We start from the raw sequence: 15,732 nt of genomic DNA, 5'->3' as shown, positions 1-15,732 counted from the left end.
CCGCCCCGGGGCCCGCCCCGAGCGGAGCGAGGGCCGGGGGGGGCACGAGGGTCCCTCTTCAGACGTGGGCCCGGGCTCCCTTGCCCAGGACCGTCACCCCGCCGGCGCTGACGTGGTAGCGCTCGCGGTCGGACGCCAGGTCGACGCCGATCCGCGCCCAGTCCGGGATGACGACGTTCTTGTCGAGGATCGCCCGACGGACGTAGGCGCCCTCGCCGATGTGGACGCCGTCCATGAGCACGCTGTCCTCCACCCGCGCACCGCGCTCCACGCGCACCCCCGGGGAGACCACCGAGCTGTGCACCGAGCCGCCGCCGATGATCGCGCCGGCGCTCACCATCGACTCCTCCGCGCGCCCGCCGAGCACGAACTTCGCCGGGGGCTGCTGTGGAGGCAGGGTCAGGATCGGCCAGCGGTCGTTGTAGAGGTTGAAGATCGGGGTGACCGAGACGAGGTCCATGTGGGCGTCGAAGTAGGAGTCGATCGTCCCGACGTCCCGCCAGTAGCCGTGGTCGCGCTCGGTCGCACCGGGGACGATGTTGGTCGAGAAGTCGTAGACCCACGCGTCCCCGGCCTCGGCGAGCATCGGCATGATCGAGCCGCCCATGTCGTGCGCGGAGTTCTCGTCCTCGGCGTCGGCCCGCAGCGCCTCCAGCAGCGCGTCGGTGGTGAACACGTAGTTCCCCATCGACGCGAAGCTCTCGTCCGGCGAGTCCGGCAGGCCGGGCGGGTCGGCCGGCTTCTCCAGGAAGCCGCGGACCTTGCCGTCGGCGTCCGCATCGATGACGCCGAAGCCGGTCGCCTCGGTGCGTGGCACCCGCAACCCGGCGATGGTGACACCGGCCCCGGTCTGCACGTGCTGGTCGATCATCTGCGCGGGGTCCATGCGGTAGACGTGGTCGGCGCCGAAGACGACGACGATGTCGGGCCGGGCGTCGTAGATGAGGTTGAGGCTCTGGAAGATCGCGTCGGCGCTGCCGGTGTACCAGCGCGGGCCGAGCCGCTGCTGCGCCGGCACGGGGGTGATGTAGTTCCCCAGCATCTGCGACAGCCGCCACGTGGTGGTGATGTGCCGGTCGAGGCTGTGGCTCTTGTACTGCGTGAGGACGGCGATCTGCCGGATCTCGGCGTTCACCAGGTTGGAGAGCACGAAGTCGATGAGCCGGTAGTTGCCGCCGAAGGGCACCGCCGGCTTGGCCCTGTCCTGTGTCAGAGGCGCAAGCCGCTTGCCCTCACCGCCCGCCAGGACGATGCCGAGAACCCGAGGACCGCCGCGCATGTGACGCAACGTAGCCGTTGAGCGGGGTGTTCGCCGCACCGCGTCGCACGGCTCCGCCCCCTAGGGTGAGGCGCGTGCGCATCGGCATGGTGACGAGGGAGTGGCCGCCGGACGTGTACGGGGGTGCGGGGGTGCACGTCGAGCACCTCGCCGCGGCGCTCCGCTCGCTGCCGGCCGGCCCGCACATCGACGTCCACTGCTTCGGCGGCCCGCGGCCGGACGCGACCGGCCACCCGGTCCCGGAGGGGTTGCGGTCGGCGAACGGGGCGCTGCAGGCCCTCGGCGTCGACGTCGAGGTCGCCGGGGCCCTGGCCGACGCCGACCTGGTGCACAGCCACACCTGGTACGCCAACGCCGCGGGGCTCTTCGCCGGCCTGGTGCACGGCACGCCGCACGTGGTGACCGCCCACTCCCTCGAGCCGCGCCGGCCGTGGAAGGCCGACCAGCTCGGCGGCGGCTACCGGCTCTCCTCCTGGGTGGAGCGCACCGCCTACCTCGCCGCCGACGGGGTGATCGCCGTCAGCGGCGGCATGAAGGCCGACATCCTCGCCGTCTACCCCGAGCTGGACCCGGCCCGCGTGCACGTCGTCGGCAACGGGGTGGACGCCGAGGCCTACCGGCCGGTGCACGACCCCGACGTCGTCCGCTCGCTGGGCGTGGACCCGGACCGGCCCTACGCCCTCTTCGTCGGCCGGATCACCCGCCAGAAGGGCGTCATGCACCTGCTGCGGGCGGCCGAGCAGCTGCCCGCCGAGGCGGGCCTGGTGCTGTGCGCGGGGGCCGCCGACACCCCGGCCGAGCGCCAGCAGGTGGCCGACGCGGTGGCCGAGCTGCAGGGCCGGCGCGGCGGCGTCGTCTGGATCGAGGCGATGCTCCCCCGCGAGCAGCTGGTGCCGCTGATCACCGGCGCGACGGTGTTCGTCGTCCCGTCGGTGTACGAGCCGCTCGGCATCGTGAACCTCGAGGCGGCCGCCTGCGGCACCGCCGTCGTCGCCAGCGCGGTGGGCGGCATCCCCGAGGTGGTCGACGACGGCCGCACCGGCCTGCTGGTGCCCTACGACCCCGACGACCCGGCGTCCTTCGAGGCCGGCCTGGCCATGCGCATCGCCGAGCTGCTGGCCGACCCCGACCGCGCCGCCCGCCTGGGCGCCGCCGGCCGCGAGCGGGTGCTGGCCGAGTTCGGCTGGCCGGCCATCGCGCAGCAGACCGTCGGGGTCTACTCCGCCGTCCTCGGCGACCGGGGCTGACCGCCGGCGCTGGTACCGTTCCCCCGCCGGCGGCTCGCCGGCGGCGCCCGCGCAGCGAAGTCCGGTGGGAACCCGGCGCTGTCCCGCAACTGTGATGGTCTCCCCGGCCTGAGCCAGATCGCCTGCCCCGCGTCGTGTACCGACCCTCGCGGCAGGGGTCGCGCACCGGGCGTCGGGTGCCCGTGGGCGGTGCCTGCCGCTGACGAGAGGCCTCTGTTGTCCCGCACCGCCCTGCGGCGCTCCCCCGCCGCGCTGCTCCTCCCGCTCCTCCTGACCCTCCCCGCCTGCGCCGGCGACGACTCGTCCGCGGGGACCTCCGCCTCGTCCTCGGCCTCCGGTGGGGCGTTCCCGGTCACCGTTCCCGGCGACGACGGCGAGCTCACCCTCGAGGAGCGGCCTCAGGCCATCGTCTCGCTGTCGGCCTCGGCCACCGAGATGTTGTTCGCCATCGGCGCCGGCGAGCAGGTGGAGGCCGTCGACAGCACGTCGGACTTCCCGGCCGGGGCACCCGTCACCGACCTGTCGGCGTTCACCCCGAACGCCGAGGCGATCGCCGCGTACGCGCCGGACCTCGTCGTCCTCAGCGACGACATGAACGGCATCGTCGACGCGCTCGACGCGCTGCAGGTGCCGACCCTGCTGCTGGGCGCGGTCGACACGCTCGAGGAGAGCTACGCGCAGGTGGAGACGCTGGGCGCGGCGACCGGCCACGCCGACGAGGCCGCCGACGTGGTCGCCGACGTGCAGGACCGGATCGCGACCGCCGTCGACTCCGTCCCGGCCGGGACGGCGGGCCTGCGCGTCTACCACGAGCTGGACCCCAGCGGGTACTCCGCGACCAGCGAGACCTTCATCGGCAGCGTCTACACCCTGTTCGGCCTGGAGAACATCGCCGACGGCGCGGCCGACACCTCCGGCGGCTACCCGCAACTGTCCGCCGAGTACGTCGTCGGCCAGGCGCCGGACCTCGTCGTCCTCGCCGACACGGTCTGCTGCGCGCAGACCGCCGCGACGCTGGCCGGGCGGCCGGCGTTCGACACGGTGCCCGCCGTCCGCGAGGGCCGGGTCCTGGCGGCCGACGACTCCGTGGCCTCCCGCTGGGGGCCGCGCGTGGCCGACTTCGCCGAGTCCGTCGCCGCCGTCCTGCGGGGCTGAGCGGGCGGGCGATGACGGCTCCGGCGGACACCGGCGCTCCCGCAGCGCCCGCCGTCCGGCCCCGACGCCGGACGGCGGGGGTGCTGTCGGCGTCGGCGGCCGCGCTCGTGCTGGCCCTGCTGGCCGGGGTGTGGGTGGGCGCGCTCCCCCTGCCCCCCGGTGCGGTCGTCGCGACCCTGGCCGACCGCGCGCTCGCACCCCTGGGCGTCGACGTCCCGGGCGGGCTCGACGGGACCGGAGCCGCGGTGCTGCTGCAGCTGCGGCTGCCCCGGGTCGTGCTCGCCGCCCTGGTCGGCTCCGGGCTGGCCGTCTCCGGCGCCGCCTACCAGGCGGTGTTCCGCAACCCGCTGGCCGACCCCTACCTGCTGGGCGCGGCCGCCGGCGCGGGGCTGGGGGCCACGCTGGTCATCGCCTACGCGCCGGGGACGTCGCTCGGGCCGGTGGGCGTCGTCCCGCTGGCCGCCTTCGTCGGGGCCCTGGCCGGCGTGGGTACGGCGCTGCTCCTCGGCGCCGCCGCCGGCGGGTCGCACAGCCCGAGCCTGCTGCTGGCCGGGGTCGCCGTCGCCTCCTTCCTGGCCGCCGCGCAGACGCTGGTCCAGCAGCAGAACACCGACGACCTCCGCGAGGTGTACGGCTGGCTGCTGGGCCAGCTCGGCCGCGCGCAGTGGTCCGACGTCGTGCTCGTACTGCCCTACCTCGGCCTCGCGTGCGGGGTCCTGCTGCTGTGCGGGCGCGCGCTCGACGTGCTCGCGGTCGGGGACGACGAGGCCCGCTCCCTCGGCGTCCACCCCGGACGGATGCGGCTGCTGGTCGTCCTCGCCGCGTCGCTGGCCACCGCCTCCGCCGTGGCCGTCAGCGGGCTCATCGGCTTCGTGGGGCTGGTCGTCCCGCACATCGCGCGGCGGCTGGTGGGCGGGTCCAACGCCCGCGTCCTGCCGGCCGCCCTGCTCGTCGGCGGCGCGTTCCTCGTGCTGGCCGACCTGGTGGCGCGGGTCGTCCTCGCCCCGGCCGAGCTGCCGATCGGGGTGGTGACCGCGTTCGTCGGCGCCCCGTTCTTCGCCGGCCTGCTGTGGGCAGGGGCGCGGCGACGGTGACCGGCGGTGCCCGGGTGGAGGTGGTGGGGCTGTCGGCCGCCTTCGGCCGCACGCGGGTCCTCGACGACGTGCGGCTCGACGTCGAGCCCGGCGGCTGGACGGCGGTCATCGGTCCCAACGGCGCAGGCAAGTCCACGCTGCTGCGCTCGGTCCTGGGCGCCCACCCGCACGAGGGGCAGGTCCGGGTCGACGGCGTCGCGACCACCGGGATGCCCCGCCGGGAACGCGCCCGCCACCTCGCCTACGCGCCGCAGCGCCCCGTGGTCCCGGAGGGCGTGACCACCGCCGACTACGTGACCCTCGGGCGCACCCCGCACCGGTCTCTGCTGGCCGCGCCCCGGGCCGGCGACCGCCGGGTGGTGACCGACGTGATGGCGCGGCTGGAGCTGACCGACCTGGCCGGCCGCCCGCTGTCCACGCTCTCCGGCGGGGAGCAGCAGCGCGCGGTGCTGGCCCGGGCCCTCGCCCAGCAGCCGCGCGTGCTGCTGCTCGACGAGCCGACCGCGGCGCTGGACCTCGGCCACGCCCAGCAGGTCCTCGACCTGGTCGACCGGCTCCGCCGCCAGGACGGCCTGACCGTGCTCAGCACCCTGCACGACCTCAGCCTCGCCGGGCAGTACGCCGACCGGCTGGCCCTGCTCTCCCGCGGCCGGGTGGTGGCCGAGGGCCCGCCCGCCGCGGTCCTCACCGCCGAGGCGCTGGCCAGCCACTACGGGGCCCGCGCACAGGTGGTGGCCGGTCCGCACGGCCCCGCCGTCCTGCCGCTGCGCGCCGCCGACCGCGACCGCGGGTGACCGCCGGTCACGCGGCCGGAGGAAATCGGATCGAACCGATCCGCTTCCAGGGGTGCGCGGGCCGGGGATGGCGCATCATCGGCCCGTGTCGATCGCCGAGCGCTTCCACGCCGCGGTGGACGACGTCTCCGACGGCGTGCTCGCCGTCCCGGAGCTGCTCCCCGTGCGGCTGTCCCGGGCCTCGGCCCGGATCCTGGGTGTCGACGGTGCGGGCCTGAGTGTCCTCGACGGGGCCGGACGGCGGATCCCGCTGGGCGCCAGCTCGGAGGAGGCGGCCCTCGCCGAGCGGTTGCAGTTCACCGCCGGCAGCGGACCGTGCGAGACCGCCCAGTTCCATCGCGAACCGGTCTTCGCGGCCTCCTTCGACCTGCACCGCCGGTGGCCGACCTTCGCCGGCCTGCTGGTCGAGCAGACGCCCTACCGCGCGGTCGTGGCCCTCCCGCTCGGGGAGACCCTGGCCGGCAAGGGGGCCCTCGACCTGTTCTTCACCGACGAGGCATCCGTCCCCGACCTCGACGTCTTCGAGGCCATGGCGGTCGGCGACCTGGTGACCTCCGCCCTCGGAGAGGCCGCCGTGTGGTCGTCGTGGTCACCGCGGGGCGGGCCGGCCTGGCTGCACGGGCCGGCTGCGCGGAGCCGGGCGACGGTGTGGGAGGCCATCGGCCGGCTGAGCATGTCGCTGGAAACCGACACCCCCGCGGCGCTGGACCTGTTGCGGGCGGCGGCCTTCTCGGCCGGCCGGCCGGTGGACGAGCTGGCAGCCGACCTCGTCGCCGGCCGGCTCCAGCCCGCCGACCTCGAGCCCGGTGGGGAGGCGCCGGTGGGGTGAACCCCTCTCCTCACACTGCGTCACCGCCCGGTTTCGCATGCCCCCGCGATTGGGGGTCGGGCATCCCCGTCATTCGGATGTCGCCGGTGCTCCCGCCGGTTGCGAGACTGGATCGGCACCGGCACGGCAGCCCCGTCGCATCCCGGCACCGCTGCTGGGTACGGTGCCCAGCGCCCGGCACCCGGCGACCAGGAGGAGGTGGCTCGTGATCAAGGTCCTGCTCGCCGACGACCACGCGTTCGTCCGCGACTCCCTCACCGACCTGCTCTCCGCCACCGGTGACGTCACCGTGGTCGCGCAGTGCGAGGACGGTGAGCAGGTGCTCGACGCCGCCCGGCGCACCCAGCCCGACGTCGTCCTCCTCGACCTGGCGATGCCACGGGTGACCGGGCTCCAGGCGGCCCGGGAACTGCTCGCGGTGCACCCCGAGGCACGGGTCGTCGTCCTCACCGGGTCGATCACCCCGGCCCTGGTCAAGGAGGCCCAGCAGATCGGGGTCGTGGGGTACCTGCTGAAGGACGACGACCCCGGCGCGCTCCCGGGTCACGTGCGCGCGGTCGCCGCCGGGGGCACCGCCTGGAGCGACGCCGCGGCGTCGGCGAGTGCCTCGAACGGGTGAACCCGCTGGTGACACCCCGGACGAAACGGTGTCGTCTCGGTCACACTGTGTACCGACTCGCTCGTCGTCCCCGGACGACAGCCGGGACCTAAGTCCTCAGTGGGGACCTGGACCCTGGCCAAACGGCATACGACTCAGGTCCCATGACGGCGCTCCCCCACGCGTGGTGGTGGGGGCGCTCACCACTCACGGGGGTTTCCATGGCGCTCGCCCAGCTGGACCGGCAGACACGGCTCGACCAGACCCGGGTCCTGGTCGTCGACGACCACCGGACCTTCGCCGAACTGTTGTCCGGGGCGCTGGCCGCCGCGGGCATGGACGCGATCGGGACGGCGAACTCGGCCGCCCAGGCCGTCGCCATGGCGCAGGACCTGCAGCCCGACATCGTGGTGATGGACATCGAGATGCCACGCCAGGACGGGCTGGCAGCCACCCGTCGCATCCGCGAGGTCGCGCCGCAGGCCGTCGTGGCCGTGGTGACCGCCCACCGGGACCCCGACTGGGTCGTCCGGGCCGCGCAGGCCGGCGCGTCGGCGTTCATCCCCAAGGACGGCTCGCTCACCGAGATGATCGACGTCCTCTCCCGGGTGCAGGCCGGCCAGATGCTGGTCGCCCCCTCCACCTTCTCCGGGGGCGCCACGTGCGCGCCGCCGGCCTCCCCGGACCGCACCGCCCCGCCGCAGCTGACCCGACGCGAGCAGGAGGTGCTCGACTGCCTGGGCCGCGGGATGCAGGTCAAGGCGATCGCCCGGGTGCTGGGCATCACCCTCGAGACCTGTCGCGGCTACGTGAAGTCGCTGCACGCCAAGCTCGGCGTCCGCTCCCAGCTGGAGGCGGTCGTGAAGGCGCAGCAGCTGGGTCTGCTCGGCTCCCTGAATGACCGCTGAGGCGCCACCCTCCTCCACCGGCAGCGCCACCACCCGTCCGAGCTCGCGCCGCCGCACGCCGGCGCGCGGCGCGGGTCCGCGACGGGAGCTGGCTGCCTTCTGCGCGACCGCGTTGCTGGTCCTGCTCGCGGTGTCCGCGGGCACCATCTGGCTCAGCGAGCGGATCGCGCGCACCAACGCGCTGGCCGAGGCCGAACGCGCCGCCGAGCGGATCGGCCAGTTCCTCGTGGCGCCGGTGCTGACCGACGCCCTGGCCGGGGTGGACGGCCGGTGGGACGAGCTCGACCGGGACGTGAAGAACCGGATGAGCGACGGCTCCGTCACGCGCGTGATCGTGTGGCGGGCGACCGGGGAGATCCTCTACGCCAGCGAGCCGGGCCTGCAGGGCCGGGTCGTCGAGCCCTCCGACGAGCTGCTCGCCGCGATCGGCGGGGACACGGTGTCCAACGTCGACGAGGCCCCCGAGACGGCCCCGGACGACCAGGCCGCCATGCTCGAGGTGTACGCGCCCCTCGACATCCCGGGTCAGCAGCTGGCGTTCGAGGCCTACTTCGCCTACGAGGGCATCGACCGGCAGGCCGCGCTCCTGCGCGGGGAGATCATCCCCATGGCCATCGGGGCCCTGGTCCTGCTGCAGGTGGTGCAGATCCCCATCGCCACGTCCCTGGCCCGGCGGGTGCGCCGCCAGGAGGCCGAGCGCGCCGCGCTCATGCAGCGCAACGTGGAGGCCTCCGAGCGGGAGCGCCGGGCGATCGCCGCCGACGTCCACGACGGGCCGGTGCAGGACCTCGCGGGCGTCAGCTACGCCCTCTCGGCGCTGCGCGGCAGTCTGCCCGAGGAGCGGCAGCCGACGGTGGACCGGCTGGTCGGCGCCATCCGCCACGCCGTCCAGTCGCTGCGCCGGCTGATGGTCGACATCTACCCGCCCGACCTCAGCGGACCGGGGCTCGGCGCCGCGATCTCCGACGTCGCCGAGCCGCTGCGCGCCGAGGGGGTCGACGTCCTCATGGACGCCGCTCCCCTGCCGGAGATGACCCCGGACGCCGCGGCCGTGCTCTACCGCACGGCCAAGGAGGCGCTGGCCAACGTCGCCAAGCACGCCCAGGCCCGGCACGCCTGGATCACCCTCGAGGAGACCGAGCTGCGGGGCGCACAGGCGGTCCGGCTGGAGATCGCCGACGACGGCGTGGGCTTCCCGGCGGAGGGCACCGACCGTCGCGAGGAGGGGCACCTGGGCCTGGCCCTGCTGCGCGACCGCGTGGTCGACCTGGGCGGCACGGTCACCCTCGAGGAACGGCAGGGTGGGGGTGCCCTGCTGACCGCGGTGGTCCCGCTGACCCACCCCGAGTGACGCAGTCCCGCGCCTGACCGGGCCGACCCCCCAAATGCGGGAGCTCCGCATCCCCTGGAGGCGGCTGTGCCGACGACCGCCGAGACGAGAGGCTCCTCTCACCGATCCCGGTAGCGAGGAGCCTGCTCGATGGACACGCCCAGCCCCTACCGCCGCACCGTGCTGCTCCTCGGGACGCCGCCCACCCGCACGCCCACCCCTCCTCGGAGGCGGGCGCGATGACCACCACCGAGACCGCTCCGGTTCCTCTCCCTCCCGCTCCCGCGCGGCGGCGGGTCTCCCGGTGGCAGCTGGTCGCCGCGGCAGCAATGGGAGCCGCCGGCGTCCTGCACGTGGCCGCCGCGGTGGACCACCTGGAGTCCGGGGACCTCGCCGTCGGGTTCTTCCTGCTCACCGCGCTCGCCCAGGTCGGGCTGGGTGCCTGGCTGCTGCTCACCGCCTGGGCCGGGAACCGCCCCCGGCGGGAGCTGGTGGCCTTCGGGCTGCTCGGCACCGTCGGCCTGCTGGGCCTGTACCTGGTCGCGCACACGACGAACCTGCTCGACGCCTTCGCGGTGCACGACGCCGCGGCCGGGGCCCACGAGCACGACGTCCCCGGCCGGGAGACCGTCGCGGTCGACCCGATCACCGGGGTGCGGTTCGCCGACGGCATGCCGGTCGCCTGGGAGGGGCCGGTCGCGATGGCCGGCGCCCCCGTGGCGGCGGCCGGGCACGGGCCCGAGGGGCTCGGGACGGCGACGGTCGCGGTCGAGTTGCTGGCCATGACGGCGCTGGCCGCACTCCTGCCGACCTCCTGGCGGGGCCGCGCGACCAACGCCCTGCTGGCCCTCGGCGCGCTGGCGTGGGTGCTCTGGTTCACCGGCGTCCTCGGGTGAGCGACACCCCCCGATCAGCCGCCGCGGTCACCGGTGACCCCCGCACCGGTGACCACGGCGGTGGGGTGTGGGCCCGGCTGCGCAGCGCCGCGGTCTGGGGAGCCTGGGGCCTCGCGCTGCTGCTCGTGGCGAGCCTGGCCGGCCTGCTCCCGCTCCAGGTGATGCGGGTCGACTCCGACAGCATGCAGCCGACGATCGACCCCGGCGACCTGCTGGTCGTGCGGCACGGCGACGGCCCGGCCCACCGCGGGGACGTCGTGGCCGTGGAGCACCCCCTGCAGGAGGGGTTGCTGGTGAAGCGGGTCGCCGGTGTGGGCGGGGACGAGGTCGCCATCGAGGACGGCGTCCTGGTGGTCGACGGCGCTCCGGTCTGCGAGCCCGCGATCGACCCCGCGCTGCTCGACGGCGTGTGGTTCGGGCCGGTCACCGTGCCCCCGGACACGCTGTTCCTGCTCAGCGACAACCGGGACGGCGCGATCGACTCCCGCGCCTTCGGGCCGGTGCCCACCTCCTCACTCGTCGGGTCGGTGCCGGCCCGGCTGTGGCCCTCGCCGGGCGGGCTCCCCTCGCCGTCCGAGGGCTGCTGAGCCGTCCCCTCGACACCGCGGCGCGGGTCGCGCGGGTTCCCGGCCCCGCACGCGCCGAGTCCTGCGAACTCGTGGCGATCAGCGGTCGATCGCCACGAGTTCGCAGGACTCGGTGGACGGGCGGACCCTGTCAGCCCCGGACCGGGCCTTCGGCCGCCGAGGGCGACGCCAGGTCGTCGGCGGAGCGGGACAGCTCGTGCCACAGCTTGTTGGTGTCGTTGAGCTGCCGCTCCACGCCGGTGAGCGTCACGTGCACCGGGATGCCCGGCCGGCCGCCCACCTTGACCAGGAAGCGGCCGCGGCCGGGCGGCTCGGCCTCGGCACCCGTGCCCGGGTTCCAGGCCGGCGGGTCCTGCCAGCCGACGAGCAGCTCCTGCTCGGCCCGGGTGAGCGGGACGGCGGAGGTGAGCATCGGCATCTCCGCCGAGGGCAGGCCGCCGCAGATGACCATGCCCGACCGCTCCACGAAGCCGCGGGCCTTCATCCGGTCCTCCTCGCTCGGGAGGGCCAGCAGGTCGCTCATGGTGTGGCTGACCATCGCCATGCCGACGCCGCGCTGGCGGTTGAGGCGGGTGAGGGCGTCGACCCGGTCGACCATGCCGCGGCCGGCCCGCAGCGCCCGCCACAGCTCGTCCAGGACGACGAAGTGGTGCCGCCGCGGCTCGAGCCCGGCGTCGGCCAGCGCGTGTGCCACGCTGATCGCCCCGAAACCGGCCGACCAGCAGGCGAGCAGGACGGCCGCCTGCAGGTCGGTCTGGGCGTCGTCGATGCTCGACACGTCGAACACGACGGGGCGGTCACGGCGCATCGGCGTCGTGGTCGGCTCGGCGAAGATGCGGCCCAGCCGCCCGCCGCCGGTCAGCCCGACGAGGGTGGCCTCGAGGTCCTCGGTGACGTCGTCGTAGCGGCTGCGGTCGCCGCGGTCGAGGGCGGCGGCGCGGACGTCGTCGGGCGCGGCCCGGAGCACCTCGAGCAGGTGGTGCAGCGTCGGGGCGCCCAGCCGGGCGGTGTCGTGGGTGTCGTCGAGGACGCGCAGCGCCCGGTCGAGGACGGTCTCCTCGCGGTCACTGGGCGGCGCGCCCCGCATGACCGTGATCAGTGCCGAGACGATCGCGTGCCGGCGTCCGTGCGCGTCGGCCAGGACCTGCTCCCGGGCGTCGCCGGTCAGCCGCGCCGCGGCCGCCACCGCCTCACCTGGGTCGAGGACGTTGAGGTGCCCGCGGCCTCGGCCCAGCCGGATCACCTGGCCGCCGATGGCCTCCACCAGGTCGACGTAGTCGGGCTTGAGGTCGCCCAGGACCATCGGCAGGACGCCGTAGCCGGCCAGGCCCAGGGCCATCCGGCGCACCACGGTGGACTTGCCCAGGCCCGGCTTGCCCAGCACGAAGGCCGACGGGTTGCTGATCAGGTTGGCCCGCTGGAACCAGCTGATCGGGTCGCAGCACAGGGTCGCGCCGGAGAGCAGGTTGCGACCCAGCGGCACCCCGGTCATCGGCGTCCCGGCGCCGGCGGCGAACGGCCACAGCCCGCAGGCCTGGACCGTGGTCGCCCGCCACTCGTCGGGGGCCTGCACGTAGGGCGAGGCGCCCCGCCCGCGCCCGGGCCAGCCGCGGGGTGCGGCGGCCGGTGCCGGCGCCGGCCGGGAGGGCGGACGGTGCTTCACAGCGCCTCCCGGAACTCGCGCGGCACGGTGAGGTGCGCCGAGGGGACGATGCCCAGTGGCAGGGCGGCGGCGAACGCGGAGTCCTGCGAGCCGTAGACCGGGCGCAGCCGGGTGCGGGCGGTCGCCGACAGGTTGTCGATCGCGGCCCGGGCGACGTCGAGCGCCGCCCGCGGGTCGTCGGCCAGGTCGGCGTCGGCGACGGTTGCGGTCACGAGCATCGCGAAGTCGACCAGGCCGGCGCCGCGGGCCTCCTCCTCGGCGGTGAGTGCCGCGGCCCGCTGCTCGAGGAGCACCCGCGCGGTGGGCCGGGCCGACGACGAGGCCCGGAAGTCGGCGGTGCGCCGGTCCTGCTCGACGATGCGGGCGGCGCGGCCGGCGTCCAACGGGCGGTAGAGGAGGGTGACCCGCTTGCGGTCGACGTCGGGGTGCGGCGCCACCAGGTCGGCGAGCACCGAGGAGAAGACCTCGCCGCGCGGCGCCTCGGTCATCGACCAGGTCACCGACAGCGCCCCGTCGTGGCGGTACCAGCCCCAGCCGGCCTGCGCGGCGGCCGGGCCGACGTCGGACCAGCGCAGCTCGGGGGTGCCGCCGGTGGCGCGGGCCTCGTCGAGCGCGGTCGCCACCGACGGGTCGTAGGCCACCCGGATCGCCTCGCACAGCTCCTGGGCGGTGGCCGGGCGCACCGCGCCGGCGCCGGTGGCGTTCAGCCCGGTGGTCAGGCCCGGCAGTCGGGTGCCGATGTCCCGGGCGACGTCCTCGTCACCCTTGCGCCGTCCCCCGGTCCGGCCGGCCGTGGTGAAGGTCAGCGAGACGTACGCGGTGACCGTGGCGGACCCGGCGGGGTAGGTGTCGACGACCTCGCGCAGCATCGCCAGCGCCACCTCGGGCGCCCGCGGGTCGAGGTGGGTGCCGACCTCGTGCCGCAGCCGGGTGCCGGAGTCCGGCGCGGTCTCGATCGTCACCGATGCCGCGACCAGGCCGGGCTCGTTGCCCAGCGCGCTCAGCCAGGCGCCCCAGTGGGCGACCCAGGTGTCCACCTGCTCCTCGTCGACCAGCGAGGCACCGTCGGGCTCGGTGACCAGGACGACGGTGGCGTGCCGCGTGGCCGGGACGGTGACCAGCGCGAAGGGACGGCCGTAGGAGTCCTCCCACTCCGAGAGCCGGGAGGCCGCGGCCAGCCCGGGGAGCGCGAAGCTGCCCTCCGGCGTCCGGCCCAGCGGCCCGGAGCGGTACAGGTGCGCCCCGCCGCGCCGCGCCCGCGCCCAGCCGACGCGGCCGGCCAGTCGCTGGACCCCCGACCGGTGGTGCCGGTCGCGGACCACGAGGAGCGCCATCAGCAGGCCGAGGGCGGCGCCGGCGACCAGCGCCGCCACCGGGCCGGCGAGGACCAGGGTGGCGATCACCCCGAGCAGCCCGGCCAGCAGCAGCCCGGTGCCGAGGACGCCGAGGCTGCCCAGCCCGGGGCTGGCCGGACGGCGCCAGTTGCCGTACGTGCGGGGCGCGGCGGTGGAGGGGGGTGCGAGGGTCACGGGAGCGGGTCCTCCGCGTCGGGTCGGGGCGTGGGGACGGTGCGGGCCTCGACGGCGGCGGTGCGGGTCTCGGCGGCGGTGCCGGTGGCGCGGAACGGCCCGGTCGCGGGGCCGGCCACCGGGACCGGCTCGGCGCCCGGCGCGCGGTCGACACCGGCGGTCACCCGGCCCAGCCGGGCGGCGGAGTGCCGGCCGCGCTCCAGCGGAGCGGCCCCGGCCCGGGGTCCGCCGCCGCGCGACGAGGGAACCCGCACCGAGCCGGCGCCGGCTCCCCCTGCCGGGGAGACCGTCACCGGCACGACCGCGCGGGCGCCGGAGGGCAGCCCCGCGGTGGCGGCCGCCCGCACCCGGTTGCCGCCGTCGGTCGCCGTCCGCACCACCGGCCGCAGCACCCGCAGCAGGGCCGGCAGGGCGGCGATCGCGAGGGCGAGGAAGGTCGTGCCCGTCAGGGCGGCGACCAGCGGGGCGTCGTCGGGGGTGGGCGCCAGCGTCAGGCCGGCCGCGTAGACCAGGGCGGCGGCCGGCTGGTACAGGACGAAGGCGACCGTCCAGGTCAGGGTGCGGACGAAGACCGCCCGGCCGGTGTCGGTGTTCGTCGCCGACGCCGACAGCGGCAGCACGCCGGCGAGGACGACCAGGACGACCCCGCGGGCCACCAGCAGCACGATCTGGACGAGGGCGCCGAGCAGCGCCGCGGTGCCCAGCAGGATGACAAGGACGTCGTTCATGCCGTCGGTCTGCTGGAGCGCCAGCAGCTCGGTCAGCCCGCCCTCGACGTCCCCGGTCGCGCGTTGCAGCACCCAGACGGAGAAGGCGTCCGCCGCCGTGACCAGCAGCGTGACCCCCGTGAGGCTCGCCCCACCGACGAGGACGAGGGTCAGCAGCCCCCGCAGCAGGTCGGCGACCGGCTGGCTGCGCCGCTGCCACACCATGCGCACCGCCGCGATGAGCACGGCCACGACCGCGACCGCGGCCGAGTACCAGGCCAGCGAGCCGGCCAGCAGCGAGGCCGCCTCGGACGGCGTCGCCGCGCCGCCGGGGCCGATCGACCCGATGCCGGGGGACGGCGGGTCGGCCCACAGTCGCGCCACGGCGGCCAGCGCGTCGCCGGCCGCCTCGACGATCTCCCGCGCCAGGTCACCCAAGACGTCTCCTCCTCCACTCTCGTCCAGCACGCCGATCCCCGCGGCAGGGATGGCCGGGTCGAGGAACGCCTCGCCCAGGTCCCCGGCGGTCGGGTCGACGCCGCTGACGTCCGCAGTACCGCTGATCGAGTCGCCCGGCCCGAAGCTGCTCAGCCCGCCGAGGTCCCGGCCGTCGGAGACCAGGTCGAGCGGGATCCGGTCGACCTCCACCGCCTGCTGCTCGGCTCCGGACAGCACCGGGACGACGGAGTCGTCCACGAAGGCGGCCGGGATCCGGTCGTCCTCGACGGCGACCTGCTCCTGCGGCGGCTCGGCCGGCGGCGCGGGGGGCTGCTCCACCGGCGGGGGGTCCTCTCCACCCGGCGCGGGGGCCTCCCCACCCGGTGCCGGCGTCTCGCCGCCGGGCGCGGGCGTCCCCGGTGCGGGCGTCTCGCTGCCCGGCGCGGGGGTCCCGGTCCCCGGGGCGGGCGTCCCCGGTGCCGGGGTCTCGCTGCCCGGCGCGGGCGTCCCCGTCCCCGGGGCGGGGGTCTCGCTGCCCGGTGCGGGGGTCCCCGTGCCCGGTGCGGGTGTGCCGGTCCCCGGGGCCGGCGTCTCGCTGCCCGGTGCAGGCGTGCCCGTCCCGGGTGCCGGGGTCCCGGTCCCCGGGGCGGGGGTCTCGCTGCCCGGTGCGGGCGTGCC

14 protein-coding genes are annotated in these 15,732 nt (G+C 76.1%); 10 read left to right on the top strand and 4 right to left on the bottom strand.

Annotated elements, in window-relative coordinates:
- Positions 1 to 58: 58 nt before the first annotated feature.
- Entirely contained in the window at positions 59 to 1,279 is a 1,221-nt protein-coding gene (gene glgC / locus ACI79C_RS04585) for a glucose-1-phosphate adenylyltransferase (RefSeq protein WP_456944437.1), read from the bottom strand.
- Between the two features lie 74 nt (positions 1,280 to 1,353).
- On the opposite strand from glgC, the gene glgA reads away from it, so the two are divergent.
- The 10 genes from glgA (at position 1,354) to lepB (ending at position 10,717) form a co-directional block, all read left to right on the top strand.
- Positions 1,354 to 2,526 (top strand): glycogen synthase, encoded by a 1,173-nt coding sequence (gene glgA, locus ACI79C_RS04580; protein WP_456944436.1) that lies wholly within the window; start codon positions 1,354 to 1,356, stop codon positions 2,524 to 2,526.
- A 216-nt stretch (positions 2,527 to 2,742) separates the two neighbouring features.
- A complete protein-coding gene (locus ACI79C_RS04575; RefSeq protein ID WP_456944435.1) occupies positions 2,743 to 3,681 on the top strand; it encodes an ABC transporter substrate-binding protein in 939 nt (312 codons plus the stop codon).
- A gap of 11 nt (positions 3,682 to 3,692) precedes the next feature.
- Positions 3,693 to 4,775: a FecCD family ABC transporter permease gene (locus ACI79C_RS04570; protein WP_456944434.1), complete on the top strand. Its 1,083-nt coding sequence runs from the start codon at positions 3,693 to 3,695 to the stop codon at positions 4,773 to 4,775.
- Complete coding sequence (locus ACI79C_RS04565) at positions 4,772 to 5,569, top strand: ABC transporter ATP-binding protein (protein ID WP_456944433.1); 798 nt, start codon at positions 4,772 to 4,774, stop codon at positions 5,567 to 5,569. The genes ACI79C_RS04570 and ACI79C_RS04565 overlap by 4 nt, the downstream gene beginning before the upstream one ends.
- An 85-nt stretch (positions 5,570 to 5,654) precedes the next feature.
- Entirely contained in the window at positions 5,655 to 6,398 is a 744-nt protein-coding gene (locus ACI79C_RS04560; RefSeq protein ID WP_456944432.1) for a GAF domain-containing protein, read from the top strand.
- Positions 6,399 to 6,603: 205 nt separating this feature from the next.
- Positions 6,604 to 7,017 carry a response regulator gene (locus ACI79C_RS04555; protein ID WP_456944431.1) on the top strand — a complete coding sequence of 138 codons (414 nt, stop codon included), beginning with the start codon at positions 6,604 to 6,606 and terminating at the stop codon, positions 7,015 to 7,017.
- A gap of 200 nt (positions 7,018 to 7,217) precedes the next feature.
- Positions 7,218 to 7,904: a response regulator transcription factor gene (locus ACI79C_RS04550; protein WP_456944430.1), complete on the top strand. Its 687-nt coding sequence runs from the start codon at positions 7,218 to 7,220 to the stop codon at positions 7,902 to 7,904.
- On the top strand, positions 7,894 to 9,255 hold the full coding sequence (locus ACI79C_RS04545; RefSeq protein WP_456944429.1) for a sensor histidine kinase: 1,362 nt from the start codon (positions 7,894 to 7,896) through the stop codon (positions 9,253 to 9,255). The genes ACI79C_RS04550 and ACI79C_RS04545 overlap by 11 nt, the downstream gene beginning before the upstream one ends.
- 218 nt (positions 9,256 to 9,473) lie before the next feature.
- Positions 9,474 to 10,130 carry a hypothetical protein gene (locus ACI79C_RS04540; protein ID WP_456944428.1) on the top strand — a complete coding sequence of 219 codons (657 nt, stop codon included), beginning with the start codon at positions 9,474 to 9,476 and terminating at the stop codon, positions 10,128 to 10,130.
- Positions 10,127 to 10,717 carry a signal peptidase I gene (lepB, locus tag ACI79C_RS04535; protein ID WP_456944427.1) on the top strand — a complete coding sequence of 197 codons (591 nt, stop codon included), beginning with the start codon at positions 10,127 to 10,129 and terminating at the stop codon, positions 10,715 to 10,717. The genes ACI79C_RS04540 and lepB overlap by 4 nt, the downstream gene beginning before the upstream one ends.
- 130 nt (positions 10,718 to 10,847) lie before the next feature.
- Here the strand turns inward: lepB and ACI79C_RS04530 are convergent, their stop codons facing one another.
- From ACI79C_RS04530 to ACI79C_RS04520, 3 genes are read right to left on the bottom strand one after another with little or no spacing between them, the layout of a single operon-like run.
- A complete protein-coding gene (locus tag ACI79C_RS04530; RefSeq protein WP_456944426.1) occupies positions 10,848 to 12,380 on the bottom strand; it encodes a hypothetical protein in 1,533 nt (510 codons plus the stop codon).
- Complete coding sequence (locus ACI79C_RS04525) at positions 12,377 to 13,909, bottom strand: SCO6880 family protein (RefSeq protein WP_456944425.1); 1,533 nt, start codon at positions 13,907 to 13,909, stop codon at positions 12,377 to 12,379. The genes ACI79C_RS04530 and ACI79C_RS04525 overlap by 4 nt, the downstream gene beginning before the upstream one ends.
- Entirely contained in the window at positions 13,906 to 15,393 is a 1,488-nt protein-coding gene (locus tag ACI79C_RS04520) for a hypothetical protein (RefSeq protein ID WP_456944424.1), read from the bottom strand. The genes ACI79C_RS04525 and ACI79C_RS04520 overlap by 4 nt, the downstream gene beginning before the upstream one ends.
- Between the last annotated feature and the right edge of the window lie 339 nt (positions 15,394 to 15,732).

This window comes from Geodermatophilus sp. SYSU D00697 (assembly GCF_054050175.1).
The sequence above is the reverse complement of the archived record's forward strand: the minus strand, read 5'-3'. Positions and strand labels throughout refer to the sequence as shown.